At 40.8% G+C, this 25666-nt stretch carries 25 protein-coding genes and 2 pseudogenes; 19 read left to right on the top strand and 8 right to left on the bottom strand.

Annotated elements, in window-relative coordinates:
- The first annotated feature begins 56 nt into the window (after nucleotides 1-56).
- The 3 genes and pseudogenes from EUBC25_RS02890 to EUBC25_RS02880 all read left to right on the top strand — a co-directional run bounded on the left by EUBC25_RS02890 (nucleotide 57) and on the right by EUBC25_RS02880 (nucleotide 2163).
- A pseudogene (locus EUBC25_RS02890) lies at nucleotides 57-862 on the top strand (LysR family transcriptional regulator).
- Between the two features lie 149 nt (nucleotides 863-1011).
- Nucleotides 1012-1698 carry a RibD family protein gene (locus EUBC25_RS02885; RefSeq protein ID WP_230106751.1) on the top strand — a complete coding sequence of 229 codons (687 nt, stop codon included), beginning with the start codon at nucleotides 1012-1014 and terminating at the stop codon, nucleotides 1696-1698.
- Nucleotides 1699-1725: 27 nt separating this feature from the next.
- Nucleotides 1726-2163 (top strand): cupin domain-containing protein, encoded by a 438-nt coding sequence (locus tag EUBC25_RS02880; RefSeq protein ID WP_230106750.1) that lies wholly within the window; start codon nucleotides 1726-1728, stop codon nucleotides 2161-2163.
- A 46-nt stretch (nucleotides 2164-2209) separates the two neighbouring features.
- Here EUBC25_RS02880 and EUBC25_RS02875 read toward each other — a convergent pair whose 3' ends face one another.
- Genes EUBC25_RS02875 through EUBC25_RS02860 form a run of 4 tightly spaced genes read right to left on the bottom strand, consistent with a single transcriptional unit; the run spans nucleotide 2210 to nucleotide 7824 of the window.
- Entirely contained in the window at nucleotides 2210-3163 is a 954-nt protein-coding gene (locus EUBC25_RS02875; protein WP_230106749.1) for a serine hydrolase, read from the bottom strand.
- Nucleotides 3164-3166: 3 nt separating this feature from the next.
- Nucleotides 3167-5395 carry a serine/threonine protein kinase gene (locus tag EUBC25_RS02870; RefSeq protein ID WP_230106748.1) on the bottom strand — a complete coding sequence of 743 codons (2229 nt, stop codon included), beginning with the start codon at nucleotides 5393-5395 and terminating at the stop codon, nucleotides 3167-3169.
- Nucleotides 5392-6954, bottom strand: coding sequence for an FHA domain-containing protein (locus EUBC25_RS02865; RefSeq protein ID WP_230106747.1), 1563 nt, complete (start codon nucleotides 6952-6954; stop codon nucleotides 5392-5394). Before EUBC25_RS02865 ends, EUBC25_RS02870 begins: the two co-directional genes overlap by 4 nt.
- Before the next feature lie 48 nt (nucleotides 6955-7002).
- Nucleotides 7003-7824, bottom strand: coding sequence for an ABC transporter permease (locus tag EUBC25_RS02860; protein WP_230106746.1), 822 nt, complete (start codon nucleotides 7822-7824; stop codon nucleotides 7003-7005).
- A 160-nt stretch (nucleotides 7825-7984) separates the two neighbouring features.
- Here EUBC25_RS02860 and EUBC25_RS02855 point away from each other — a divergent pair, with 160 nt between their 5' ends.
- The 6 genes from EUBC25_RS02855 to EUBC25_RS02830 all read left to right on the top strand — a co-directional run bounded on the left by EUBC25_RS02855 (nucleotide 7985) and on the right by EUBC25_RS02830 (nucleotide 12104).
- Nucleotides 7985-8635: a nitroreductase family protein gene (locus EUBC25_RS02855; RefSeq protein ID WP_230106745.1), complete on the top strand. Its 651-nt coding sequence runs from the start codon at nucleotides 7985-7987 to the stop codon at nucleotides 8633-8635.
- 31 nt (nucleotides 8636-8666) lie between these two features.
- Nucleotides 8667-9542 carry an SIR2 family NAD-dependent protein deacylase gene (locus EUBC25_RS02850; RefSeq protein WP_230106744.1) on the top strand — a complete coding sequence of 292 codons (876 nt, stop codon included), beginning with the start codon at nucleotides 8667-8669 and terminating at the stop codon, nucleotides 9540-9542.
- A gap of 385 nt (nucleotides 9543-9927) precedes the next feature.
- Complete coding sequence (locus EUBC25_RS02845) at nucleotides 9928-10110, top strand: hypothetical protein (protein ID WP_230106743.1); 183 nt, start codon at nucleotides 9928-9930, stop codon at nucleotides 10108-10110.
- A gap of 54 nt (nucleotides 10111-10164) precedes the next feature.
- The gene (gene fic / locus EUBC25_RS02840) at nucleotides 10165-10776 is read left to right on the top strand and encodes a protein adenylyltransferase Fic (RefSeq protein ID WP_230106742.1); all 612 of its coding nucleotides are present in this window, start codon (nucleotides 10165-10167) and stop codon (nucleotides 10774-10776) included.
- Nucleotides 10777-10900: 124 nt separating this feature from the next.
- Complete coding sequence (locus tag EUBC25_RS02835; RefSeq protein ID WP_230106741.1) at nucleotides 10901-11584, top strand: hypothetical protein; 684 nt, start codon at nucleotides 10901-10903, stop codon at nucleotides 11582-11584.
- A 295-nt stretch (nucleotides 11585-11879) separates the two neighbouring features.
- On the top strand, nucleotides 11880-12104 hold the full coding sequence (locus EUBC25_RS02830) for a hypothetical protein (RefSeq protein ID WP_230106740.1): 225 nt from the start codon (nucleotides 11880-11882) through the stop codon (nucleotides 12102-12104).
- Nucleotides 12105-12121: 17 nt separating this feature from the next.
- Here EUBC25_RS02830 and EUBC25_RS02825 read toward each other — a convergent pair whose 3' ends face one another.
- A complete protein-coding gene (locus tag EUBC25_RS02825; RefSeq protein WP_230106739.1) occupies nucleotides 12122-12337 on the bottom strand; it encodes a helix-turn-helix domain-containing protein in 216 nt (71 codons plus the stop codon).
- A gap of 113 nt (nucleotides 12338-12450) precedes the next feature.
- Between EUBC25_RS02825 and EUBC25_RS02820 the strand changes: the two genes are divergently transcribed.
- The 8 genes and pseudogenes from EUBC25_RS02820 (at nucleotide 12451) to EUBC25_RS02785 (ending at nucleotide 21207) form a co-directional block, all read left to right on the top strand.
- Nucleotides 12451-13119, top strand: coding sequence for a hypothetical protein (locus EUBC25_RS02820; protein WP_230106738.1), 669 nt, complete (start codon nucleotides 12451-12453; stop codon nucleotides 13117-13119).
- A 23-nt stretch (nucleotides 13120-13142) separates the two neighbouring features.
- Complete coding sequence (locus EUBC25_RS02815) at nucleotides 13143-14447, top strand: leucine-rich repeat domain-containing protein (protein ID WP_230106737.1); 1305 nt, start codon at nucleotides 13143-13145, stop codon at nucleotides 14445-14447.
- A gap of 282 nt (nucleotides 14448-14729) precedes the next feature.
- The gene (locus EUBC25_RS02810) at nucleotides 14730-15275 is read left to right on the top strand and encodes a flavodoxin family protein (protein WP_230106736.1); all 546 of its coding nucleotides are present in this window, start codon (nucleotides 14730-14732) and stop codon (nucleotides 15273-15275) included.
- Between the two features lie 19 nt (nucleotides 15276-15294).
- Nucleotides 15295-15846 carry a flavodoxin family protein gene (locus EUBC25_RS02805; RefSeq protein ID WP_230106735.1) on the top strand — a complete coding sequence of 184 codons (552 nt, stop codon included), beginning with the start codon at nucleotides 15295-15297 and terminating at the stop codon, nucleotides 15844-15846.
- Nucleotides 15847-16124: 278 nt separating this feature from the next.
- Entirely contained in the window at nucleotides 16125-16811 is a 687-nt protein-coding gene (locus EUBC25_RS02800; RefSeq protein WP_230106734.1) for a helix-turn-helix domain-containing protein, read from the top strand.
- 276 nt (nucleotides 16812-17087) lie between these two features.
- The gene (locus EUBC25_RS02795) at nucleotides 17088-17447 is read left to right on the top strand and encodes an Abi family protein (RefSeq protein ID WP_230106733.1); all 360 of its coding nucleotides are present in this window, start codon (nucleotides 17088-17090) and stop codon (nucleotides 17445-17447) included.
- Between the two features lie 602 nt (nucleotides 17448-18049).
- Complete coding sequence (locus EUBC25_RS02790; RefSeq protein ID WP_230106732.1) at nucleotides 18050-19750, top strand: retron Ec67 family RNA-directed DNA polymerase/endonuclease; 1701 nt, start codon at nucleotides 18050-18052, stop codon at nucleotides 19748-19750.
- Between the two features lie 261 nt (nucleotides 19751-20011).
- A pseudogene (locus EUBC25_RS02785) lies at nucleotides 20012-21207 on the top strand (IS256 family transposase).
- Between the two features lie 18 nt (nucleotides 21208-21225).
- Here the strand turns inward: EUBC25_RS02785 and EUBC25_RS02780 are convergent.
- The 3 genes from EUBC25_RS02780 to EUBC25_RS02770 all read right to left on the bottom strand — a co-directional run bounded on the left by EUBC25_RS02780 (nucleotide 21226) and on the right by EUBC25_RS02770 (nucleotide 23906).
- Nucleotides 21226-21495, bottom strand: a complete 270-nt coding sequence (locus EUBC25_RS02780) for a hypothetical protein (RefSeq protein WP_230106731.1) — start codon at nucleotides 21493-21495, stop codon at nucleotides 21226-21228.
- Between the two features lie 15 nt (nucleotides 21496-21510).
- Complete coding sequence (locus EUBC25_RS02775) at nucleotides 21511-23196, bottom strand: ABC transporter ATP-binding protein (RefSeq protein WP_230106730.1); 1686 nt, start codon at nucleotides 23194-23196, stop codon at nucleotides 21511-21513.
- An 86-nt stretch (nucleotides 23197-23282) separates the two neighbouring features.
- Entirely contained in the window at nucleotides 23283-23906 is a 624-nt protein-coding gene (locus EUBC25_RS02770) for a TetR/AcrR family transcriptional regulator (RefSeq protein ID WP_230106729.1), read from the bottom strand.
- Between the two features lie 287 nt (nucleotides 23907-24193).
- Here EUBC25_RS02770 and EUBC25_RS02765 point away from each other — a divergent pair, with 287 nt between their 5' ends.
- A complete protein-coding gene (locus EUBC25_RS02765; RefSeq protein ID WP_230106728.1) occupies nucleotides 24194-24667 on the top strand; it encodes a low molecular weight protein-tyrosine-phosphatase in 474 nt (157 codons plus the stop codon).
- A 156-nt stretch (nucleotides 24668-24823) separates the two neighbouring features.
- On the top strand, nucleotides 24824-25603 hold the full coding sequence (locus tag EUBC25_RS02760; protein WP_230106727.1) for an FAD binding domain-containing protein: 780 nt from the start codon (nucleotides 24824-24826) through the stop codon (nucleotides 25601-25603).
- Nucleotides 25604-25666: the final 63 nt, after the last annotated feature.

Raw genomic sequence — 25666 nt, 5'->3', positions numbered from 1 at the left:
CAGGGGCAGGACGGGTGCATTATAATTGAGGCAGAACAAAAAACAGGAGGATCTGCATGGAAATTCGTGCCTTACAATATTTTCTGGCAGTTGTCAGAGAAGAAAATATAACGCGGGCAGCAGAGGTTCTGCACATTACACAGCCCACCCTCAGCCGTCAGATGGCGCAGCTGGAGGAAGAAATCGGAGTGCAGCTTTTTGTCCGGGGCAAACATCTGCAGCCTACCGATGCAGGCGTCATGCTGCGCCGGCGTGCGGAAGAGGTCGTAACTTTGATGAATAAAATTGAAAGTGAATTTGAAGAGCAGGCCGACATAGAGGGCGTGATTTCTATAGGAAGCGGCGGGCTGCTTACCATGCGCTTTCTTGGACTGGCAATGGACAGTTTTCGGAAGAAATATCCGAAAGTGCAGTATCAGCTTTATACAAACAGCGCTGAATATGTAAAGGAACGATTGGAGCAGGGGCTTCTTGATTTCGGATTTTTGCTGGAGCCTATCGATGTGACAAAGTTTGATTATATCCGCATGAAGGAAAAGAAGATCTGTTTGATATCCCCCTTATTACCACGGACCGTGTCTCCCTGCAGAAAGAGTTGGAGAACTGGATGGGAGAGAAGCTTTCCCGACTGAACATTTTTGCTACTCATAATATCATAACCAATGTTGTAATGCTGGTAGCCGATGGAATTGCCTCTGCACTGACAGTAGAGGGAGCTGTCAATTTATTTGAAAATAGCAGGATGGTATTCAGACCTCTTTATCCGGAACTGTCTATGACAACAGTTCTTGCATGGAAGAAGTTTCAGCCCAATTTTGGAGCTGCCGGCAAATTTTTAGAGCATATCAAAAGTATGTGCTAATTGTATATATCTATATAAAACATAGGCATTGGACATATGAAAAGAACAGGAATACAATATAGGTGTCGCCGGAAAAGAGAAGATCAATCCGGGGGCACCTGTTTTTGTGCATATAAATAATTAGGAAATAGAAAGGATGATGGAAGAAAATGAACAGGCCACATATTATCTGTCATATGATGACAGCTGTTGATGGACGAATTGACTGCGGAATGACGGCAAAGCTGGAGGGAGTAAAAGAGTATTATGAAACACTCCATGCCCTGAATACGCCGACTTCCTTAAGTGGACGGGTGACAGCGCAGCTGGAAATGGCGGAAGAAGGGACATTTACACCTGAACAGCAGGATATTTTCGGACAGGAAGGTTTTTCAAAAAAGGCGGACGCTGCGGGCTACAGCGTTGTAACAGACACAAAAGGAACCCTGCTTTGGCCGGAGCAAGATGGCAGTGAAACTCCGCTTCTTATTCTTACAAGCGAGCAGGTCACAAAAGAATATCTTGCCTATCTGGATGCAAGAAATATTTCCTGGATCGCCTGCGGAAAAGAAAGAATCAATCTTGAACGGGCAGTGGAAATTCTTGCTGATGAATTTGGCGTTGAGAGGATGTCCGTTGTAGGAGGAGGGGCCATCAACGCAGGCTTTCTTGCGGCAGGACTTTTAGATGAAGTGAGCATCCTGCTGGCTCCGGGAATCGATGGAAGAAAAGGAATGGCAGCTGCATTTGACGGGCTTCCTATGGAGACGGAACCTTTCCATTTGAAGCTTTCCAGTATGGAGTCTTACGACGATGGAGCCGTCTGGCTGCGGTACCAGGTGGAAAATAAGAAATAGTATCAATAAAAATAGTGGAGGATAAAAATGAGATATTTGAACGAGACAGATTTTGAACAGGCAAACGTATTTGGAAAAGGGGAGGCAAATGTTAACTTTGCACAGTACTTTATCGGCGAATCGTTTCTGAATCCTTTGACAGATCCGGGACAGTGTCCGCTGATGATCTCCAATGTAACTTTTGAGCCGGGATGCCGCAACAACTGGCATATCCATCACGCTGCCAAGGGCGGCGGACAGATCCTTTTGTGTACGGCCGGAGAGGGCTGGTACCAGGAAGAAGGAAAGGATCCGATCAGCTTGGAGCCGGGCAGCGTCATCTATATTCCGGCGGGTGTGAAGCACTGGCATGGGGCAAAGAAAGATTCCTGGTTCAGCCATATTGCATTTGAGGCTCCGGGAGAAGATACCTCAAATGAGTGGTGCGAACCTGTTACAGATGATGAGTACGGAAATCTGGAATAAAATCAGGCAGGTACGGCTTTCGCCATGTACCTGCCCATTGAAAAGGTTACATCATTTCATATACAACACTGGAAGTGCGGATAATAAACTGTCTGGCAGTATATGCGTCAGACAGATTCTGTGACATGACGCACAGTACATAGGTGCCGCTGTCTGCATATACGATGGCGGCATCATTTTCCACATCAGAAAGCTCCCCGGTTTTATTTCCGGAGGAAACACCGGCAGGAAGACCAGAGGGGATTTTGCCGCGGCGTTCCTGCTGATTCATGTAATCCAGGATAGTGGAGGCTCCCTCCAGCTGGCCGGCATTCGCCATTTTGAGAAAGTTGCAGCAGTCTTTGACAGATGTATAATTGTCATCTATATCGTTGGGATGAAGCATCAGCCGTCCCATATGCGTATCAGAAAAGCCATGGGCGGTACAGTACTGATTTACCAGTGCCATACCGTTCTGATCTACACCGTCTCCCAATCGGTTTACCAGTGTATTGCAGGATGTATTGTCGCTGACAGTGATCATAGATTTAATAAGGTTTTCGGTCTCACCGCCGTAAGAATCATAGGCGGTGACTTTTTCATAATTCTCATATACACAGCCGGCGACATAGAGCTTGATCAGGCTGGCAGCCTGCATGGGACTGCTGTTTACTGAAGCCAGATCATTCTCATCCACTCGTCCTGTGCATATAGCGACGCTGCCTCCGGCATTGTATTCTGTATTGACCAGTTGTTCCAGCCGGCTTTGGATCTCAGATGCCTTGCTTGAGGAAGATGTCTCTGCCGGAGGCGGTGACGGTTCCTCCGGTTGCTGAGGCTCTTCTTCTTTTTTAAGCTCTTCCTCCGGTTCTGTTGGTTTCTCCGGGGTCTCGATCTTAATAGGATCAGCAGTTTTCTCTTCTTTGTCTGCAACTGCCTGGTTATACAGAATAAAGATACCGGCAGAGGTCCCGATGATTACAAGAAGGACGAGCAGCAGAATGATAACTTTCTTTTTCATGCCTTATTTCCTCAAATATTCACTGTTTACATATCCGTACTGATTCAGACTTGGCACATATACATACCAGTAGGTTCCGGAGGAGGTGTCTACGACTTCCACCGGCTGTCCGTTGGCAATTTTGCCAATTTCATTGGAAGCATCGTAAGCAGTATCATTTCGCAGTGCCAGATAACCGGAAGAAACGCTTGCGTAATAGGTGGATCCGCTGCTGGAAGAAATCTTTCCTTGAGATGAGGAACGAAGGTAAGTGGCATTTGTATATCCATAGCTGCCCAAAGTTGGAGAGTAGACATACCAGTATTCACCATCATTCCGAAGTGCATATACAGACTCCCCATTATACATTTTTCCGATTTCATTGGATGCGTCATAGCTCTTGGCATTGCGGAGAGCCAGGTATCCTTTCTGCACATTTACATAGTATACACCCAGATTACTGGATGGCGGATTGCCGGGGCCGAATACATCGCCGGTACTCTGTGCCTGGTTGGATGCAGCAGCATCTGTAGTTTCTTTTTCTTCCGCTGGTTCCTCGTCAGACAGTTTTGACTGGTCAACATAGCCGAATGTCTTGACTTCCGGAGCGTAAATATAAGCATAGGTATCTCCGGGCGTTGCCATCACTGTGATTTCATCGCCTCTCTCAAGAATGCCGATAGAAGTAGCATCCTCTTCTGTAGTGCTTAAGATGGTCAGCTGCTCGTCGCCGGATACATTTACATACTTTTCAATAGGTTCCATTGCAGCGTCCCGTTCGTTGGTCAGATAGTGATAATCCAGATATCCCGTAAGGTCTTCGGCCTCTACGTAAACTTTCCAGGAGTCATTTTCTGTTCGTTCCACTAAAGATACCTTTTCCCCATTGTCTAATTTCGTCAGGATCTTGCTGTCCTCATCCTCAGTTTCCCGAAGTTTGAGTACTTCCTTACATCCAGTCACATAGTAATCTCCGAAGGTTTCTATTTCCTCACTGTCGTTGCCCACAACGTTCCAGATGATAAAGCCGGCTGCTGCGGCAACTGCGATACCGCCTACAATAGCGGGGATCAGGAATTTTTTCTTTTTGCGTTCAGGAGAAGCCTGCCTGTTGTTTGTATCGTCCGGATCATACATTCCCGGCTGGCCGTAACCGGTAGTAGACTGAGTATGGGTATAGGTCGGCTGCGTATGAGTGTAGGTCGGCTGAGTATAAGTAGGGTTATTCTGCGAAAAATATGTCTGATCAGCAAACATGGTGGCGTCAGAATCTTCCGCTTCATTTCCGGTTGTCTCAGGGGTACTGCCCTGCATAAGTCGAAGCAATTCATCCATGCTCTGACAGCGATCCTTCGCATGCAAAGCCAAGCCGCACATGATGGCATTTTCAAATTCAGGAGAAATCCTTACTCCCAACTCGGATGGACGCTTCAGACTGTCATAGGCCATACGATCAATGGCATCAGCCGGAGTCGTTCCTGTAATGCATTTATATATGGTGGCGCACAATCCGTAGACATCTGTCCAGGGGCCCTGATTTCCGGTGCTGGTATACTGTTCCTCCGGTGTATAGCCTCTCTTGACGGTACTGGTAAGCTCCTGATCCTGCTGCATAAAGTAACGGGCGGAACCAAAGTCCATTAGTTTGCAGATGCCTTGATTCAGGTACATGATATTGTCCGGGCTGATATCCCGATGAATGACGCCCAGCTTATGTATTTTTGACAATGCTTCTGCAAGCGGAAGCATGAGTACCCGTACTTTTTCAGCGTCCATGGGACCGCACTCTTTGATATGGGCAGCCAGCGTCTTTCCCTCAAGATATTCCATTATAATATAGGCTGTCTCGTTTTCTTCAAAAAAATCCTTTACATTTACAATACCAGGTTCTGATGAAAACTGCGCAATATTTCTTGCCTCAGCAAGAAACCGATCCCTGCCTTTTCGGATAAAATCTCTCTGCTCTTCAGTAGAGATCGTTAAGTTACTGGAAACTTCATTATTTCTATTAATGCGTCCAACAGGATAAAATTCCTTAATTGCAACCTTGGTTTCCAATACGGTATCACGCCCGATGTAGGTGATTCCGAATCCTCCTTCACCAATTACATTTCCAACCAGGTATTTTCCATTCAGTATCGTTCCCGGCTTCAGCTGATGAGGCACAGTCTCTGGAATTTTTTTGCCTACACAGTCTGCACAGAGCGTACCTGTAGTAATTTCACGCATACAATTCAAACAATACTTTTTCATCTTTTGTTCCTCCCTCGTTTCTTAGGCTGTAATGTATATTTTTGAATGTAATAGTCTGCTCTTCCTTTGCCACCTTCATAAGTAGGATTGATTTCCAACATAATATCCTGAAGACGCTTTACCTGGAAAAACTCCAGCGCCTCCGGGACCGTTCCATAGAAAGCCATTTGACCGCACTGTTCTTTTGTGCTTTTGGCGATGACAAGTACTTTTGTAAACAGGCTTTCCCCTGTTACACTGTTGACGGCATCGTCCGGTTCATGGGAAATTACCATGACGATCTTCCCGTTATCAGCGATCTCCTTTAAAATTTCCATCTGCTGCATGCGGGATGCTGCATCCAGTCCGGAGTCAGGCTCATCACAGATAAATACTTTCTGGAAGCCGATAAGCTGTGCGGCTACCGATACTTTCTTTTTCTGTCCGCCGCTTAGCTGGCTGATGAGGTGTTCACTTAGGTTTTGGACACCGACCTTTTCCATAGTATCCTGCACGCGCCTAAGCTTGTCCTGATGAGAATAATCCTGCTTGGGTAATTTGATTTCCGCTACATCCATCAGGGTTTCCCTTACTTTGTCATTCAGACGGAGATTTAAAAACTGAGGCACCAGACCGATTTTTGTTTTCATATATTTAAAATTTCGATATAGGTTCTGACCGTCCAGCAAGATTTCTCCGTCTGCCTTTTTTTCTCCGAGAATCGTATTGATCAGCGTTGTTTTACCGGCACCGGATCCGCCAAGGATAAGGACAAAGTCTGTATTTTCCGCTTCAAACTCAATATCCTTGATGAGGGTCTTTCGCCCGAAATTCACCGCCATTTTCCGGATGTTCACAGAGAGCTGACCTTCTTCTTTAGTGAAGATATTGTAAATGATCGTGTCGGCCCACAAAATGAGAATGGTATTACCGATCCGAACAACATCGTGCTCATACAGAAGCTGGCTTTTTTCTATCTCTCTGCCGTTGACCCGCACGCCGTTTTGACTGTGGATATCCTCGATCCAGCATTGACCGTTTTCCTTCCGGATTACAGCGTGGGTACGTGAGATCAGAAGATCATCCAGAACAATGGTATTTTTTTCATCCCGTCCGATCCGAATCTCTGCCAGTCCCTTTATAGATCGTACGGTCCATCTGGAGCCCAGGGTATAGCTCCATGTAAAAATCATAAGAACTGCTTCCGGATGAGGATCATCCAGCCGGGAATGGTCAATTCTTAGAACGTCTCCTTCCTGGAGCTTATATGGGGCAGATGTTCTACCATCCTGTGAGGTCAGTTTGTTCCCGTTTATATAAGTGCCGTTCACACTGTTATTGTCAATGTAGTAGTAGTCCTGATATACATCACTGTAAACAAATTCACCGTGCCGGCGTCCTGTGATCCTGGACTGTACACGAATATCACAGTTTGATTTGTCGTAATCTCTTCCGAGAGTCATATTGCCCTGTAAAGGTACCACTACCGGTCGGTTTCTCATGTCTAAAATAATCAGCGTCGCGGTTTTTCCTCTCTGTTCCTCCGGGACAAAGGCAATTGTTCTTTCGCTGTCCATCATGTATTTTCTCCCATTCTCTTATGTATTGCTATTTTTTATATAAAGATATTAAGAATCTCTGTTTTTAATTTTCAGACTCAGTATGCTGATCACAGCAAAGCACAGGATCAATCCGATGCACCATCCCCAGGCAGTGAGAAGGTTGCTGGCTACACAATCATAGCAGGCTTCTGTTTCCAGACGTTCTACCATGGGATAGGCTTCACTGATCTTCAGAGGATATTTTGCGTTATTCAGGTCTGCAATACTTCCAAAAGCGGACATTCCCCATTTACTGAAGGTAATGTACGCAATTTTTTCACTGGTGCCGCTTAATTCAAACAGTACACCGCTCATGATCAACTGCAGGATCAGTACAAAAGGCATGATCGTCATAGCGGTGGTAGGATTGCCGGCGATAGAAGATAACATAATACCCATAACAGCAGACCCAAAAGTCAGCAGAAAAATGGTAATAAAATATTCCACATAGGCACTGGTAATAATTCCGTCGGAATTAAAGTCGATAAACACATTGCATACGGCAAAAATCACCACACTCTGCACCAGACAGAGAAGCATCTGCCAGAAAATATTGGCAGAAATATATGCAGAAAGTTTCATTCCCTGGCGGTACTCGGCGCGGATGATTTCGTGTTCTTTACAGATTGATTGAACGGAATTGAAGATTCCGATCCAGATGCAGGCTGAGGCGATCGTGAAAAATCCGGATTTGGTGCTTTCATAGGTAGTAAACATATCGTCGCCTACGATAGCAGCAACCAAAGTCGCGATAATTACAGCAAAGATCACGAATTTCCATACCCGCTCCCGGAAGGCAATCCTTGCGATTTTTTTAAAATAGATGGATGTCTGTTTGGTCGAAAACATTTTCTGTAAATTCCCCCTCCAATTAAAGCTGCTCCTATATATTGCCATGGAGCGCACAAACATTTATTCTATTATATCACTTTTATTTATTGAGAGGGAACTATTTGAGAATAATTATGATATAATTTTTTATGAAAAATGACACGAAGGGAAGGTCAGAATGAATATTATTAAAATAATGGAACAGAGGCACAGTGTACGTCAGTATGAAGATAAAAAAATCGAAGCCAAAAAGAGAAACATTCTGCTGAAAGAGATTGAAGCGGTCAATAAAGAAAGCGGGCTTCATATACAGATCTTTTTTGATGAACCGAAATGTTTTGATTCCATGATGGCACACTACGGTAAATTTGCAGGAGTGCATAATTATATCGCACTTGTAGGGCCTAAAGGAGCCGATCTTGACGAAAAGAGCGGTTACTATGGAGAAAAACTGGTTCTTCTTGCACAGTCTCTGGGATTAAATACCTGCTGGGTGGCAATGACCCATGGTAAAAGCGCCGCTGAAATTGGAAGAGGAGAGAAACAGGTATGCCTGATATCATTAGGTTATGGAAAAAATCAGGGCGCTACACATAAAAACAGGTTGCTTTCAGATGTAACAAAGGTAAGTGGAGCAGCGCCTGACTGGTTTAAAAAAGGAATGAACGCTGTTATGCTCGCTCCTACTGCAATGAATCAGCAGAAATTCCTTTTTGAGCTAAATGGAGATAAAGTATCCGCAAAGGTATCCGGTTTTGGGTTTTATACAAAGATTGATCTTGGAATTGTCAAATACCATTTTGAAGCAGCAACCGGAAAAAATCTTTGATGATCAGCATAAAGTTTTGAGGTGATATTTAATGTTTTTAAGGAGACCGATCTCAACATTTACAGGAGATTACTTGGAAAAAATTGAAAAGTTAAAACAGGAAATCGAAACAGCCGATGCCATTGTGATCGGTGCAGGTGCAGGGCTGTCCGCTTCTGCAGGAATGTCCTACAGCGGGGAGAGGTTTGAGAAGAACTTTGCAGATTTTCAAGAAAAGTATGGAATACAGGATATGTATTCCGGCGGATTTTATCCATATGATACCCTGGAGGAATACTGGGCCTGGTGGAGCCGTCATATTCTGATCAACCGCTATGAAGTCGGCGTGGGAAAGCCTTACCGCGATCTGCTGGAACTGGTAAAGAAGAAAGATTATTTTGTCCTTACAACAAATGTAGACCATCAGTTTCAGATGGCCGGGTTTGATAAAGAACGGTTGTTTTACACTCAAGGAGATTATGGTTTGTGGCAATGCTCTAAGCCTTGTCATCAGAAGACCTATGACAACGAGAAAACGGTGCGGCAGATGGTTTTACAGCAAAAGGAAATGAAAATCCCTACGGAATTGATCCCCAAATGCCCGGTATGCGGTGCTCCTATGACAATGAACCTGCGGGTGGATGGGACTTTTGTGGAAGATGAAGGATGGCATGCGGCAGCAGGCTGTTATAACGAGTTTATTCGTCAGCACAAAGGGGAGAAAGTACTGTTTTTGGAACTTGGGGTGGGCGCTAACACTCCGGTGATCATTAAGTATCCCTTCTGGAGGATGACAGTGGAAAATCCGAAAGCTGTCTATGCCTGCGTAAACTATGGGGAAGCCTACGTTCCAAAGAACATTGAAGACCAGTCTATCTGTATTAACAGAGACATTGGAGAGGTATTACAAAATCTGATTGAATCTTAAACATTCAAGATGGGGGCAGCAGTCCGGTAACGCCGGTACAAATGAGAGTTACTGCTATTGATGTCATTTGCTCCAGGTATTCTTTTTTTCCTCTGCTAAACCAATCAGTATAAAAGGCAATTACATTTCGATCAACATTTTTTCAAAAGTTTGGTGGATTGCCTCAATTGTTTTCTGAACTCTTAAATCTTCGTTTCCTGTTAATATCATATTTATCACCATTCAATAAAAATTAAGCAACGTATGAAAATAAAGAGTGGCTTATTCCGTCTGCCTGCTCAAAAGAGACCATTGATTGGTTAAATTTCTCTTATTATGATTCGGTTATGGGAAATAAGCAGCTCCAATTGCTTATCTAAAATAAATTTAATTCAGGAGGTAGTAAATGAGAGTACAACTTGTAGCGAATCTTGCAGCAAATGGAGAATTGGTTCTTGCCGAACATTCTGACTCATACGAGGCACCTGCCGAGGTTTCTGGAATAGGGATGTCTGTTGCAATGGAAAGCGGCAATGATATTATTATCGAAAAGAGAAAGAGTAAGTTTATTGCCGATTATATGATATAATAACAATAATATGATATTTACAAATCAGAGTGTAAACGAATGTGAGGTAAAAACATGCTTGAAAATAAATTGGGTATTACAGATTCAACAGAATTGGCAAGAGCGGAGGAAAAAATCAGTAAGCAAAAAGCAGCAGAAATGTTTGAAACAGGATTTCTGGAAAAACTGGAACCGGGAACATATGCAAGCCTTGCAGCTATTCACAAATATCTTTTTGAAGAGATTTATGATTTTGCCGGTAAGCTTCGTAAGGTGAATCTGTCCAAAGGAAATTTCAGGTTTGCACCTCTGCTATATCTGGAAGCGGCACTACAAAGTATTGATCGCATGCCGCAGTCAACCTTTGATGAAATTGTTGAAAAGTATGTAGAAATGAATGTTGCCCATCCATTTAGAGAAGGAAATGGAAGAAGTACAAGAATATGGCTTGATCTGATGCTGAAAAAAGAAATCGGTTATGTGGTGGACTGGAGCAAGGTGGATAAAGAGGATTATCTTCTTGCCATGGAACGAAGTCCGATTAAAGACATTGAAATTAAGTTTCTGTTGAAAAATGCTCTGACAGATAATATTTATGACCGGGAAATCTATATGAAGGGTATTGACCACAGCTATTATTATGAAGGTTATTATGTTTTCAAGACTGAAGAATTAACAGAACGGTAAGCAAATGAAGTGTTGCAGCGCAAAAATGCAAAAAGGTTTTGGGTTGGAAACTAATGCGAAAGGGAAAAAGAACTTTGAGGACAATCTGAAACTGTTTTGATCCCTTCAAGATAGAGGTGTAATCATGGTAGAAAATAATCTGGTTGTATCATTTGAAAAATCTTTAGGTGCTGATATAACAGAGTTAGCGGGGAACACTATAGAGTTTGGCGCAGATTTATGTATGGAGGATGGAATCTTAAAAGATATTCCGTTTGTAGGAACAGCCTTTAAGTTATATAGCATTGGAAGTAAGGTTTATGATAAGCATTGTTTGAAAAAGTTGTGTTCGTTCATAATCGCAATCAATAGTGGTAATTGTTCGAAGGATGATCAAGAAAGACGTCGTAGGAAATTTGTCGAGGATGAAGATTTCCGTAAGCAGGAATTGGAGTATTTGTTGGTTTTGATTGATCGATATGTAGGATTTGAAAAGCCTCAGATGTTGGCTAAAATTTATTTAGCATATTTGGATGATAGGATAATTTGGAGCGATTTGACTAAATATGCAGAAGTTGTTGATCGTTTTCTTCCCGGTGATAAAGAGGTCCTTTTACAGGAAAGAGCACCTGAGCATACGATATCTTTTCCAATACCTGATGCATTTTTGAGATTAGCTGCTTTAGGTATTTATGAAGAGTATATGACAGATATATCTGCACCAACAACTTTAGGAAGTATTACTATTCCAGCAAAACAAGAAAAAACATTTAGAACAACTGTTTTTGGAGAACAACTCCAAAATATATTGGAAAATACAAAATTATGAGTTACGATTATTTTTAAAATGCTCTTGTCAGGAAAGAGCTGCTAATGGATTTGTGATAGCTGGACTGGAATATTCAGTTTGTTTATCATACAGAAATAAGAAGAAATAGTACAAATCTTCGCCGCCGCTTCGCGGCATATATCAAAAAACATAAGGGGACCTGTCGGCATAGCCGACAGGTCCCCTTATATCGTTCACTTTGTTCACTCAACTATCTTTATGCCGAATGCTTATCACAGCATTCGGAACAGAAGCGCCTGCCGGCGCCGGATGGGAGTGCAGGAGGTGAAAGACTATGGATAAAACAAACAGGTATACAGAAGAAACATTAAAGACAGCTATTCAACTTAGCCGCTTATGGGGAATAGCGGAAACTTTGGAAGAAATTCCAATCAGAAGCACAGAAGACATTACACAAATATTATTGGATTGGTCGCAGGAGTATACGGGATTAAAAGATCATAAACAGGATATTGTGAAATTCTTCTTAGAAAAGAAAGAAGCCTATCGGAACTTGTGAAAAATTCTGACAGACTTCTATTTTGCTTCATCTTCATCAGGGACGTAATTAAGAATATCCGAAACATTACAATTCAGGATAAAACAGAGCGTATCAAGCGTTGTTGTGGTAATTGGTTTTCCCTGTTTCATGCGGTACAGAGTATGGCTGGATATTCCATGGTGGTAAATCAAGTCATATTCTGTACGTCCTTGTTCGTATAAAGTTTTGTAAAAAGGGGCATACGAAATCATAAAAAGTCCTTTCCTCAAAAGATATTTATATTTTATGACTTTTTTCATATTGACTATGCTCAATATATTGAATATAATTTAAACCATAGTGATAAATAGGAGATGAGATTCAGATGGGATATTTTAAAGATGCATTTGATATAGGCGCAGGTGCGACGCTTGGAAATTTGGCGGTAAATACAGGCGCACAGCTGGGAGCACAGTTTGTACAGGCCAAATTTCAGCAGGCTTACAATCATTACAGATCGCAATATTTTGACCCGGTGATACGGCATGATCTGAATGAACTGTTGGTGTTTGGAAGATTACCGCAGCAGGGATATCCGTTTCCTAACAGTAATGCACCGGTAAAAAAAGAAAATTTCTTTAAAAGACATAAAAAGTTTACTGCACTTTTGATAGCCATTCTGGGAATTGATATAATTGCTTCCGGTTTAGGGGCATCAGGCAGTGTGGGCTCTGCCTGGCAGTCGCTGATGGTGATCGGGACAGTACTTTTTGTAGTGCTTTTTGGAAGCGGTATAGTTATGGCCGTAAGCAAAGCCGGACGAAAAGGAAAGGAAGCGCTCTCTGACGGCTATAAAAGTCAATTGGAAAACGATGGACAGCAATATTGGTATGTAAGGGAATATGTCCGTCAGGCACTGGCAAGAGGCGAGATGGATACAAAATCAGCGATCATTAAGATCAGCAATACAAGTTTGGCGCAGCAGTTTCCTGATACGGTAGATGAAATAGAAGCAAACGCTTTCTATTATCGTCAGAAATTAGGAATGTGTTAAAAAATAAAGGAGACGAAGAGAATATGAGGAAAATAGTGAGCGGAACTCTTGCTCTGCTTCTCGCAGCAGGAATAGCGTCATATGGCGGGAATGTATATGCGGCAGAGCCGGATGCGGTGACAGTAACTGATACTCAAAAAGAATTAGCTTTAGAACCGGAAGATGCAGCAAACAAGACAAGTACAGAACAGCCTTTCACCGCAGGAGAAATCAGCGGTACTGGCTGGAAATTAGATGAAGCAGGCGTACTTACGCTGAGTGAAAACGTCCCATTTGTTCAGGGCCAACCCTACGAATGGGCGCAATATGCCGAACAGATCAAAGAAGTGGTTGTTGCGGAAGGAGTAACGGAAATTCCGAACCTTGCTTTTTCTACCGATGAAAACCAGGGGATAAGATACAGTAATCTGCAAAAAGTAACCATGTCTTCGTCTGTGAAGTACATCAGACCTGCTGCATTTGCCTATAATCCAAGTCTGAAAGAAGTTTATCTTAATAATGGATTGGAAGAAGTGGGAAATATAGCTTTTGCAGGTGCTGGATTCACAGAGATCCATCTTCCTGAAGGAGTAACATGGTCCTCTGACGTTTTCTATGAATGCGATAATCTTGTATCAGTAACCATTCCAAAGGGTTCAAAGTGGGGCGGCAGTAACGCGCATTTCTATGGCTGTGACAGCCTGACAACAGTTATTATAGAAGAAGGCGTAGAAGAAATCCCGGCGACATTTCTGAATGGATGTACAAATTTACAATATGTATGGATTCCGAAGTCAGTCACAAACATAGTAGGAACACCGATTCTTGATGGAGCATGTATCATTGGTTACAAAGGTACTGTTGCTGAAGAATACGTAAATTCCCCTACTGGACAGATAAATAAATTAACATTTCACGCTATTGACGGAGAAGAGCACACTTTTGGCGAGTGGCAGATCATACAGAATGCAACCTGTACTGATAAAGGCATTATGAAACATACATGTACAATCTGCAATGCAGAGCGTACACAGGAAGTTGCTCCGACCGGACACAAATGGGACAGTGGAAAAGTGACACAGGAGGCTACCGAAAAAGCAGAGGGAGTGAAAACATATACGTGTACTGTATGCGGTACAACAAAGACGGAAAGCATTCCCAAATTAGCGCCATCTGGAAATGAAAATACAGATAAAAGCAATGTAAAAGATGAAAAGGTTTCAGCTCAAAACAGTGTAAATCCTCCAGAGACAGGGGACAGCGCTGATGTCTTGGGATGGGCGTTGCTGCTGGCTGTATCGGCAGGAGCAATTACCGTTTTCTGTATCAAGAAGCGGGCTGCCAGATAGCAGGAAAATCGAATAGGAGAAAAGAGCAGACTACAATTTTACTACTATTTGGGAAAGAAAAATAAATGCGAAAAAGCCTGGGAGAGAGATCTCTCAGGCTTTTATATTGTCCTGATAAGCGGATAATACTCTCCTTTAGGTAAGTATTTAACCTGACTGTAAGTATCGCACTTTAATGTGCGTACTTGTTTTTAGTCGCACTCTTGCTATGATTATAATATCAGTACTTGAAAAATTAATTTTGTTTAAACGACTATAAAATACTAAAGGAGGCAGAGTCTAATGAGTAAAAAAATCGTTGTAATTACCGGAAGTCCCAGAAAAAATGGCAATAGTTTCGCCATGACGGACGCTTTTATCAAAGCAGCGGAGGAAAAAGGGTACAGCGTCACGAGGTTTGACGCAGCCATGATGAATGTGGGTGGCTGCCATGCCTGTGAAACCTGTTACAAGACAGGAAAAGCGTGTTCTTTTGATGATGACTTCAATCTGATTGCGCCGGTTGTATTGGATGCTGATGTAGTCGTCTTTTCTATGCCGGTATATTGGTATTCGATTCCTGCACAGATCAAGGCGGTGATCGATAAGCTGTATTCCTTCTGTGTTGCCGGAAAAGATATTGCCGGAAAGGAATGTCTGTTGATTGCCTGCTGCGAGGAAAATGATATGTCAGTTTTGGACGGTGTACGGATTCCTGTCGAGCGTTCTGCAGCGCTTATGAAATGGCATATGGCAGGAGAAGTTTTGGTTCCCGGTGTACTGAATGTCGGTGATATTGAGAAAACAGATGGTTGCCGGCAGGCGGCTGCTCTGGCAGAAAAAATTTGAGAGAAACGAGGTGTTTGATATGGGTAAAAGAATTGTGATATTGAATGGGAGCCCCCGAAAGAAAGGCAATACCTCCATGCTTGTAAAAGCATTTACCGAAGGTGCGGAAAGTGTTGGGAATACTGTGACAGAATTCTTTCTTGACAGCATGGAAATCCACGGCTGTAAAGGCTGCTTTGGCGGACACAGCAGTAGGGAATGTCCATGCGTACAAAAGGATGATATGGCTCAGATTTATCCGGCGGTAAAGGAATGCGATGTGGTGGTACTGGCAACTCCTCTTTACTACTGGAATATGAGCGGCCAGATCAGAACCGCTATTGACCGTTTGTTTGCTTTAGAGGAAGGCGACGGCAATCTTCTCAGAGGACATGACAAGGCATCCGTTCTTTTGATGGCCGCCGAAGGCCATGGATTTGAGGATGTGCTTACCTATTATGACCATCTGATGGAACATTTACGCTGGAAAAATCTCGGCCATGTGCTTGCTGGAGGTAATATGAACGTGGGAGATATTAACGATAAACCTGAAATCCAGAAGGCATATGAACTTGGAAAATCGATTCAGTAAATAGAGGTATTCATATAAAATTATGAGGGCAGGGGAAATAATATCCACTGCCCTCAAACAGTTTGACAATGTTGGAAGAATGAAAATATTGTGGAGGTGTGGGAATGTTTGTTTCAGAATATTTTCTCAAAGCGGAGACATCGTTGCCGTCATTTTGAAACAGAGTTATAATCATAGGTGCAACTTGAACTTTACATTTAGAAACGGAAAGATGGTGGGCATTTCCGTAGAATATGGGTACAATCATATTACAGTTTGATTAAGCGGGAGGTTGCATTATGACATTAGGAGAAAAAATATCAAAATTTCGCAAGGAGAACAATATCACGCAAGAACAGTTGGCGTCTGTGTTTGGGGTATCAAGGCAGGCCATTAGCAAGTGGGAAAGCGATATAGCATATCCTGAGACGGATAAACTGTTAAAGATGAGCGAGGTGTTTAAGTGCTCGTTGGATTATCTGTTGAGAGATTGTGAAGATGCTCAAATCCCGCAGGATAAAGCGTCGGTGGTTCAGAGTGTTGATTACAGCTGCTTTATTGGAGCGTGGTGCAATATTGATTTAAAGAACTGGGATAGCGGTTATTATATGGCTGCCATTGTCGGACAAGACAATCAATATATTTGTTTTTACCAGACAGATAGAAGTAAGAGCCTGAAATATGGGATAGTATTAAAACAGCATATTGATACTGTTACCAAACTTGACTTGGGAAGGAGAAAGCAAAATTCGCTTCCGATGCTTCCTGCCACCATGCCACCTATTTGTGATCCGTTCAAGCCCCTGCTTGGTAAGACTTGTACCATACAAATGCATTCGCCGAACCTTGCAACATTTATACTTTCTACAGATGGGTATCAAAAAGTTATGGTAACATCCATTACTGCTGATAGTATACAAATCAAGGATAATAACTCGGTTGTTATTCTCAAAAAGAGAGATATTGTAGGGATTGTGGAAAGTTAATTCAAGCCGTGTGCCGCACAATGGTAAAGAAAAAACGTTGTTTCGGCGGCTGGATATTTGTATTGAATGAGTTGATATATAGATAATTGACATTGCAGTATACATCTGTTACACATGATGCAATAGGGGGTGTGCTGAAAGAGAACACATATTCTTTTCTGTAAAAAGAAATCTTGACAGTTGCAATAAAAACGGTATAATAATATTAACAGAACCCACCACGCCTCTGATTTTCATGCGCAACCCGGTGGGACTTTTTCATTTATGGGGTGTTTTATGTATCAATATCCAAAACGAATATTAACAATTGAACAGCAGATGCAATCTTACCTTGACGCTGGAATGGAGATAACATCTCGGGAAAATGTAGAGAAGGCATTGAAATCTGTAGGTTTTTACCGCCTGCGTGGATATTCGTTTCATTTATACGATAATTCGACAAAAAAGTATATTCCTGGAACTAAGTTTGATGATGTTTTTCAGTTGTATCAATTTGATCAGGAATTATCAGCTCTGATTTTTTCAATGATTTCCAAAATTGAAATAGCATTGAGAGTCCGATTAGTGGAAGCATTACTGATACATGGAGATGCTTTAATCTTACAGGATTCATCAATTTTTATAATAACTCTTTGATTTATAGTATGAATATAGATCTAATAGATGCGCACGGTGCACTGCCTTTAGGGAGGTTAGAGTAGTAAAACACTTCAATTTCTACTACGTTTTTACTACGATTGACGGCCTCAACTTGCCCCGATTTGCTACATTTTACTTATTCTGTGATAAATTTAACAATTTTAGACGAAATTTATAGTCGGCAAATCGAGGCAGAATACGGCATTTTAGGAGGATTTTCGTTTATGACAAAAATACTATTCATCTGCCACGGCAGGAGCTTCCATTTTTATTAAATCCCCTTATTTTATGCAGGTTTTTGGATAGTAGAAGAAATTTTACAACAAGTTTACAACTTTTGAAAGGCGTTCCAGTATGACGATTTTTGGTTAATTATTTTCAGTACTTCCAGTGCAAAATAATTGTATTGAGGCTGATTGCTATTCGTGATAAAATTTGAGTGTATAAACGTGTGGTTAGATTATGGACTTGTGTTTCGCAAGTATTGGTGAAAATGGTAGGAAGATATGCTCTCTATCAATCTGTATTATGCTTATGTATATTTTATTATATATTACGCATCGCATAATGAGTAACCACACGTTTTTTAGGATGAAGAGATGGATACAATAGATAAAGTAAAAAGCAGAAATGAACTAGCTGATTTCTTAGATATACCAAGGAAGAAATTATCATATATTTTATACATTAAAGGAGTTGACGATTTATATACATCATTTGAGATCCCTAAGAAAAGTGGGGGATTTAGACATATATATGCTCCGCAAAAAGATTTAAAAGTGATTCAAAGAAAACTTGCTGAAGCTTTGTATAATTGCCAAAAAGAAATCTGGAATAAATGTAATGTCAATCCTAATATTTCACATGCTTTTCAAAAAGAGAAAAGTTTTATTACTAATGCTAAAATTCACCGAAATAAGAGATTTGTTATAAATATTGATTTGGAGAATTTTTTTGATTCTTTTCATTTTGGAAGAGTGCAGGGCTATTTTTTAAAGAACCGCAGTTTCCAGTTGCCATCAGAAGTGGCAACTGTTATAGCGCAGTTGACATGCTATCAAGGTAAACTACCACAAGGAGCACCTACTTCTCCAATAATAACAAATTTGATTTGTAATATATTTGATGTAAGAATATCTAAATTAGCAAAGAAATATCGATTAGACTATACAAGATATGTTGATGATTTGACGTTTTCCACAAATAATAAAGAGTTCTTAAACATTAAAAACATATTCTTTGAAGAACTGGAAAAGGAAATTATCAATGCCGGATTCAGCATTAATAAGAAGAAAACAAGGATCCAATATAGGGATTCTAGGCAAGAAGTCACAGGTGTTGTTGTTAACAAAAAACTTCATGTGAGTAGAGATTATTATAAAAGAACTAGAGCGATGGCTTATCAGTTGTATAAATCGGGAGAATATTTTATTGAAAATGAAATAAAAGGAACTATTAATCAACTTGAGGGACGCTTTTCTTTTATTAATCAATTAGAATGGTATAATAACAAGTTAAATTTGGAAGGGAAGAAACTTACATACGAATATCTTAATGGAAGAGAAAGAGCGTATAGTCAATTTATATTTTATAAATATTTTTTTGCTAATCCGAAACCATTAATTGTAACAGAAGGGAAAACAGATGTGACCTATTTGAAAGCCGCTTTAAAAAATTTGTGGAAAGAGTATCCAAATTTAGTAAGCAGAAATTCAAAAGGACAGTTTGAGTACAAAGTATCTTTTTTGCAGAGAAGCAAACGGTTTGCCTATTTTTTGAATTTCAAAAAAGATGGTGCAGATACTATGAACAATATATATAAATTTTTTTCTGAGGAAGGTGGAGAAAAGTATCCAAACTATATAGAAATGTTTAAAAATTTAGGAAGTACTGTTCCGCTTAACTCTGTTATTTTACTGTTTGATAATGAGTTGAATAACAAAAATAAGCCTATATACAAGTTTGTAAGTAATAAAATTTCTGATGATAGAAAAAAGCAATTATGTACTAGAACATGGATAAATTTGTTGGAGAATTTATATCTTATGATAACACCATTAGTCGGAGAGAGTGAAGAATGCGACATTGAAATGTTGTTTGATGAAGCTACACTTTCTCATGAAATTGGTGGGAAGAAATTTTGTAAAAAAGATACATATGATACAAGTAAATTTTATGGTAAAGAAATTTTTTCTCAATATATAATGAAAAACTATAGCAGTATAGATTTTGGAGGGTTTAAACCATTATTAAATAATATTGATGTGGTGATTAAGGATTATAAAGAAAGAATACAATAGTTGTCGTAATTTGACTCTTTGTAGAGAAAAAGGGAGATAATGCAAAAATAGGTGTATCTCCCTTTTAATATTTAGGTTACTTTTTAATCTTGAGCTCAAATTTCAACATAGCCTTTACCATAGAGGTCTGGATCTCGCCTTTCCATTCGATAACGTATAATTAATTTCGCAAAATCAATTTCATAAAAATAGACATGGTCTATAGCCGTTTGGTAAAATTAAGTCACCACAACCAAATCTATCAAAGGAGGCTATCGAACCATGTCTGATAAGATTATACAACTAAATGAGGACTTAATAAAGCACGATTTAAAGGATCTTGTCCGTAACAGTGTCGAAGAAACTTTAAACGCCCTGCTCGATAAGGAAGCTGACGAATTAGTCAACGCTGAAAAGTATGAGCGTTCCTCTAATCGTCAGGGATATCGTTCCGGTCATTATAAGCGGAATCTCCATACTACCGCTGGGGAAGTGGAGCTGAAAGTTCCAAAACTCAAAGGCATTCCTTTTGAAACTGCAATCATTGAAAGATATCGCCGCAGAGAATCCTCCGTGGAAGAAGCTCTGATCGAAATGTATCTGGCAGGTGTTTCCGTCCGCCGTGTGGAGGATATCACCGAAGCCTTATGGGGAACGAAAGTCTCTCCTGGCACCATCAGTAACCTGAATAAAAAAGCTTATGAGCATATCGAAACCTGGCGTACCCGTCCGCTTTCCGGGGACTACCCCTATGTTTACGTAGATGGTGTCTACTTGAAACGCAGCTGGGGCGGTGAAATCCAGAATGTTTCCATCCTCGTTGCTATTGGAGTCAGTCAGGATGGCTGCCGTGAAATCCTTGGCGCTGCGGAAGGTATGAAAGAGGATCGTGAAAGCTGGCGTTCTTTCTTCGTGTGGCTGAAAGAACGCGGGCTTACTGGTGTACGTTTGATCATTGGCGATAAAAATCTTGGCATGCTTGAAACCATTCCGGAAGTCTTTCCAGATGCCAGATATCAACGTTGTACGGTTCATTTTTACAGAAATATATTTTCTGTCACACCTCGTAACAAGATGAAAGCGGTAGCTCTTATGCTCAAGGCAATCCATGCACAGGAGAGTAAAGAAGCTGCTCGTGAAAAAGCGCTCCAGATATCGGAAAAACTCCAGTCTATGAGCTTTCCAAAGCCGCCAAAAAGGTGGAGGATGGAATCGAGGAAACCTTGACCTATATGGATTTTCCCACACAGCATTGGAGCCGGATTCGGACCAATAACACAATTGAGCGTCTCAATCGTGAAATTAAACGCCGTACAAAAGCCATCGGTGCTTTTCCCGATGGACAGAGTGCCTTGATGCTCGTATGTGCCAGACTGCGTCATGTAGCAGCAACCAGCTGGGGAGCTAGACGCTATATGAATATGGATCATCTTTTCAAACCAGAAGAGAATCTGCTGTCTGATATCATAGCCGGCTGACTACCGGCTGCTAAACGGCTAGGTTTTGATTTTGCGAAAAACTATTGACACTATCTCAGATATTTGAACAGTGAAATGTAACACCGGGAATGTCGTTGTATCGCAAGAATACTTATCAACATTACCTTGCTCATTCAGCTTTGCTTCACCCATTTCACAAAATAACGCTTCCTGCTTGAAACGTCGGACAAGCAACTTTCTCTTTTGCTTCAACGCGCCTTTTATGATTATCATCATTAAAGCGTTGAATTGTAGTCTGAAGACTTCTTTAAAAGAAGATGTCTTCATTCTCTCTGTTGTCCTTTATTTCTTCAAATGAAAATATTCTGAAAAACAAGAGGATGTATTGATAAGGTGATTAAAACTTCCTCTTTCTTTAATGTGACCATTTTCCATATAAAAGATTTCATCATACTTATCCAATAAATTTTGTTCTAAATGATGGGTAATTGTTATGAGTGTTAAATCTTCCATTTTTAATAATCTGTTTTCAATATCGTATGCTGTCTGCATATCAATGGCAGATGTACCCTCGTCTAATATGAGAATAGGTTTGTTTCTGATCAAAGCACGTGCAACTGCAATTCTTTGTTTTTGTCCACCAGATAGATTAGAGCCATTTTCTCCGACCCTATATTGCAAGCCGGTTGGAAGCTCAGATATAAATTCGGTCAATCCGCTGTCCGCTATAACTTTTTCAACTTGTTCCTCTGGATAATGTTCATGTAAACAGATATTGTCATATATGGTTTCGTCAAACATATAGATATTCTGATGGATGATTGATGACATCTGGACCACACTATCTTTATCCAGCATATGAAATTCCGTATCATCATATAAAATTTTGCCTTTGTATGTGGAGTAATAACCAGATAAAAGTTTGATCAGTGTACTTTTTCCGCAACCGCTTTTCCCAACAATAACGTATTTCTTACCTTTTTCAATAAGGCAGTCTATTCCGCTTAATATATCTGTTGTTCCGTCATAGGAAAAGGACAAATCTTTTGCATTTATATGAGATTGATATGTGGCTTTACTTTCGTTTTGAGGCAGAGATATGGAATGTTTCGATATGATTTCCAGCTTTTCTACAAAAGGATGGACGCTTTTCATCTTAGGAATATTTGTAAATATCATAATAAGTGGATTTGCCAGATTACTGCTCACTTGTACCATTCCTAATAAAGTTCCCACAGTTATGCGTCCTGCAATAATAAAGTAAGCAGATAAAAATAGAACCACAATTTGAACCATAAGGGCCAGGAAAGCAGAAAGCCCTTCGTTTAGTGCAAGTAATCTGTCAACGCTATATTTAGATTTGATCGTTTCGGTATTTGCCTTATCAAATCGTTGTATTACGGTTTTTGACATAGAATATGATTTGATAATTTCAAATCCAGACAGAATATCTTTTAAGCTGACTGTGAATTCTGCCAGCTTTGAAGAAAACTGATTCTGTCTTTTCTCCAGTGCTCCACCCAGCAGACTTGGTACAAGGAACATAACTGCAATCGCTGCTATTACGCAAACTGTAACAATGATGTCAAAATAAATCATCAATACGAAAGATGATATAAAGATAACGGTGTATTGGACTACTTCAAACAATGGGAGTAAAAAATTGTCCTCCAGCATTTTCACATCATTTGTAACGACAGATATATAATCAGCGGTATTCTTCTTTTCAAAATCTTCTATACTGTGATTGATTGTTCCTAGAAAAACATCCGAGCGGATTTGAAGCATAATCTTACAAATCACTTTTTTGCTCAGTAACGATTGGAGATAAAGAGAAAATCCCAACACTACAAAATAGATAATCGAAAATATAACCATTCTTATAAATTGCTGGATATTTTTATCTATAGCGATATCCAATAGTTGCTGAAGCAGGACAGCCATAAAAACATACCCCAGAGAAGAGATTACGCTGGTTAAAATCGTTAAGATAAATAAGAACTTGTTTTTCTTAATATAGATACTCATAATTTCCTCCTTTTTATACATGTTGCATGTATGTATATTATTAAAAATAAAATTGCCTTTCGACAATCTTATTTTCATGTGCAGCGCTAAGCGTTTTCTTTGCATAACTTGACAATTTCATCATCAATTACTGGAAGCCCCAGATTATCCATGATCGATTTGATCATTAAAAATTTCTGCCATGCTTCATCATTAGTCATGGGATATATCGTAGGTATCGACCAGAAATTCGTTAAAAGAACAAATAAATCTGCTAATAATTTTGGCTGTTCTGATTTAATTGAACCGTCTTGTATTCCTTCCTCGATCAGTTCTTGATACATAGGCGCCAGTTCCTGATTACTTTCAATCAGTTTTTTTAGAAAAGCTGGACTTCCCATAAGCTGCATGGATGCCATACTTAACTGATGATGCTCTGTTTCATCAAAAGATGTTTTTAATACGAACTTCAACTTTTCTAATCCGTTCAGTTCTTTGTGGCTTTTTGCCATCTCAAAGGGATTACTCTCATAAAAAAGTTTTTCGCATAAAGCATCAAATACTTCTTCCTTTGATTTGAAATGATGATAAAAAGCGCCTCTCGTCAGTCCGCCCATTTCGCTTATAATATCTAATACAGTTGTTTCTTCGTACCCTTTTTCTAAAAATAATTTTAAAGAAGCGTCCAATATTTTTTGAACTGTTTCTTCTGGATACTTATTACGTGGCAAAAACTCACCCCCATACATGTACTTTGCATGTATATGGTATCATGCAATCTGCATGTATGTCAATGAGGTTGTTTTTTGAAAATAGATTATTTTCATTGAAAAAGTTATTGACGAACTGGAAGATATACAAGGCCGAACCATGGCGTTTTATAGATTTGGCTATGGCAGAGCAGCGCCGGATATGCTATACTTCAAACGTTATATCAAGACTACTTAAAGTGGAAAGAATCGAATCGTAATACAAAGCCAACATTATCAAGAAAGAGGACTTAAGGAGAAACGCGAACATGATAAAAATACTATTTATCTGCCACGGCAACGTCTGCCGATCTCCCATGGCCGAATTTATATTCCGCGACATGGTACAAAAGCAGGGTCTGGGAGATCATTTCCACATTGCCTCGGCGGCTACCAGCCGGGAAGAGCTGGGAAATCCGGTCCACCGGGGAACGCGGGAGAAGTTAAGGCAGCATGGCATCGAAGCAACAGGGAAATACGCTGTGCAGATGACAAAGAAAGATTATCAAAATTATGACTATCTTATCGGGATGGATGACTGGAATATCCGGAATATTATGAGGATCATCGGAAAGGATCCGGCCCATAAGGTGTACAAACTTCTGGAATTTGCCCAAAGTTCCGATGATATTGTGGATCCTTGGTATACCGGGAATTTTGACCGGACATATGAGGATGTAGTGAAGGGATGCAGGGGATTGCTGAAAAAACTTGTGGAAGAGAAGCGGGAAGCTATGGTATAATTCAAACTAATAAATCATCTAAATAAGTGACAGAATAATTTTTGTACAGCAAAAGACGCATGCCGCGGATTGAAAATAAAAGGTCCCCGGGGTGTGCTTTTCTGTTGCAGAGAAAAAGAAAAACAAATAAAAAGAAAAAAGCAAAGGAGAAAAGGTGTGTTAACGATCAAGCAGTATGTAAAGGCGTCCAGCCTGGAGGAAGCGTATGAGCTGAACCAGAAGAAAAGCAATGTGGTTCTCGGCGGTATGCTGTGGCTGAAGATGCAGAGGAAAAATGTGGGAACCGCCATTGATCTGTCTGGTCTGGGATTAGATACGATAGAAGAGGATGAAAAGGAGTACCGTATTGGAGCGATGGTAACGCTCCGCCAGCTGGAGCAGCATGCGGGCTTAAATGCCTGGACAGGGAATGCGCTGCAGGAGAGCGTGAAGCACATCGTAGGCGTGCAGTTCCGAAATATGGCGACTGTAGGCGGCAGTGTTTTCGGACGGTACGGATTTTCCGATGTGCTGACAGTAATGATGGCCCTTGATGCACAGGTAGAGCTGTATAAGCGGGGACGGATTTCTGTGGAAGAATTTGCCGCTCTTCCTTACGACAGGGATATTCTGACCGGGATCGTGATCCCGAAAAAGCCGGTCAAAGCAGTGTACCTTTCACAGAGAAATACAAAGACAGATTTTCCGGTGCTGACCTGCTGTGTATCCCAGGTGGAAGATGAGATTCGCTGTGTGATCGGCGCAAGGCCTATGAAGGCAGTCTGCTTAAGAGATGAAAAGGGAATCCTCTCTCAGGGGATCAATAAAGAGAGCGCCGAAAAGTTCGGAAGCTATGTTTCAGAGACAGTGGATACAGGAACAAATCTTAGGGGAAGTGCGCAGTACAGAAAGCTGATTGCAGGTGTGCTGGCAAAACGTGCTCTTCTTGCTCTGTAAGAAAGTTTATTTTCTATATGGCAGGACTGACTCGCCAGGCAATGTAAACCAGTAATTTGATGT

The organism is Claveliimonas bilis, from assembly GCF_020892095.1.
In the GTDB taxonomy this organism is placed as follows: domain Bacteria; phylum Bacillota; class Clostridia; order Lachnospirales; family Lachnospiraceae; genus Claveliimonas; species Claveliimonas bilis.
The sequence above is the reverse complement of the archived record's forward strand: the minus strand, read 5'-3'. Positions and strand labels throughout refer to the sequence as shown.

Excerpts from the sequence above, each read along its gene's own strand:
- EUBC25_RS02885 (WP_230106751.1), top strand. The coding sequence starts at position 1,012 with ATGAACAGGCCACATATTATCTGTCATATGATGACAGCTGTTGATGGA.
- EUBC25_RS02880 (WP_230106750.1), top strand. The coding sequence starts at position 1,726 with ATGAGATATTTGAACGAGACAGATTTTGAACAGGCAAACGTATTTGGA.
- EUBC25_RS02875 (WP_230106749.1), bottom strand. The coding sequence starts at position 3,163 with ATGAAAAAGAAAGTTATCATTCTGCTGCTCGTCCTTCTTGTAATCATC.
- EUBC25_RS02870 (WP_230106748.1), bottom strand. The coding sequence starts at position 5,395 with ATGAAAAAGTATTGTTTGAATTGTATGCGTGAAATTACTACAGGTACG.
- EUBC25_RS02865 (WP_230106747.1), bottom strand. The coding sequence starts at position 6,954 with ATGATGGACAGCGAAAGAACAATTGCCTTTGTCCCGGAGGAACAGAGA.
- EUBC25_RS02860 (WP_230106746.1), bottom strand. The coding sequence starts at position 7,824 with ATGTTTTCGACCAAACAGACATCCATCTATTTTAAAAAAATCGCAAGG.
- EUBC25_RS02855 (WP_230106745.1), top strand. The coding sequence starts at position 7,985 with ATGAATATTATTAAAATAATGGAACAGAGGCACAGTGTACGTCAGTAT.
- EUBC25_RS02850 (WP_230106744.1), top strand. The coding sequence starts at position 8,667 with ATGTTTTTAAGGAGACCGATCTCAACATTTACAGGAGATTACTTGGAA.
- EUBC25_RS02845 (WP_230106743.1), top strand. The coding sequence starts at position 9,928 with ATGAGAGTACAACTTGTAGCGAATCTTGCAGCAAATGGAGAATTGGTT.
- fic (WP_230106742.1), top strand. The coding sequence starts at position 10,165 with ATGCTTGAAAATAAATTGGGTATTACAGATTCAACAGAATTGGCAAGA.
- EUBC25_RS02835 (WP_230106741.1), top strand. The coding sequence starts at position 10,901 with ATGGTAGAAAATAATCTGGTTGTATCATTTGAAAAATCTTTAGGTGCT.
- EUBC25_RS02830 (WP_230106740.1), top strand. The coding sequence starts at position 11,880 with ATGGATAAAACAAACAGGTATACAGAAGAAACATTAAAGACAGCTATT.
- EUBC25_RS02825 (WP_230106739.1), bottom strand. The coding sequence starts at position 12,337 with ATGATTTCGTATGCCCCTTTTTACAAAACTTTATACGAACAAGGACGT.
- EUBC25_RS02820 (WP_230106738.1), top strand. The coding sequence starts at position 12,451 with ATGGGATATTTTAAAGATGCATTTGATATAGGCGCAGGTGCGACGCTT.
- EUBC25_RS02815 (WP_230106737.1), top strand. The coding sequence starts at position 13,143 with ATGAGGAAAATAGTGAGCGGAACTCTTGCTCTGCTTCTCGCAGCAGGA.
- EUBC25_RS02810 (WP_230106736.1), top strand. The coding sequence starts at position 14,730 with ATGAGTAAAAAAATCGTTGTAATTACCGGAAGTCCCAGAAAAAATGGC.
- EUBC25_RS02805 (WP_230106735.1), top strand. The coding sequence starts at position 15,295 with ATGGGTAAAAGAATTGTGATATTGAATGGGAGCCCCCGAAAGAAAGGC.
- EUBC25_RS02800 (WP_230106734.1), top strand. The coding sequence starts at position 16,125 with ATGACATTAGGAGAAAAAATATCAAAATTTCGCAAGGAGAACAATATC.
- EUBC25_RS02795 (WP_230106733.1), top strand. The coding sequence starts at position 17,088 with ATGTATCAATATCCAAAACGAATATTAACAATTGAACAGCAGATGCAA.
- EUBC25_RS02790 (WP_230106732.1), top strand. The coding sequence starts at position 18,050 with ATGGATACAATAGATAAAGTAAAAAGCAGAAATGAACTAGCTGATTTC.
- EUBC25_RS02780 (WP_230106731.1), bottom strand. The coding sequence starts at position 21,495 with ATGAAGACATCTTCTTTTAAAGAAGTCTTCAGACTACAATTCAACGCT.
- EUBC25_RS02775 (WP_230106730.1), bottom strand. The coding sequence starts at position 23,196 with ATGAGTATCTATATTAAGAAAAACAAGTTCTTATTTATCTTAACGATT.
- EUBC25_RS02765 (WP_230106728.1), top strand. The coding sequence starts at position 24,194 with ATGATAAAAATACTATTTATCTGCCACGGCAACGTCTGCCGATCTCCC.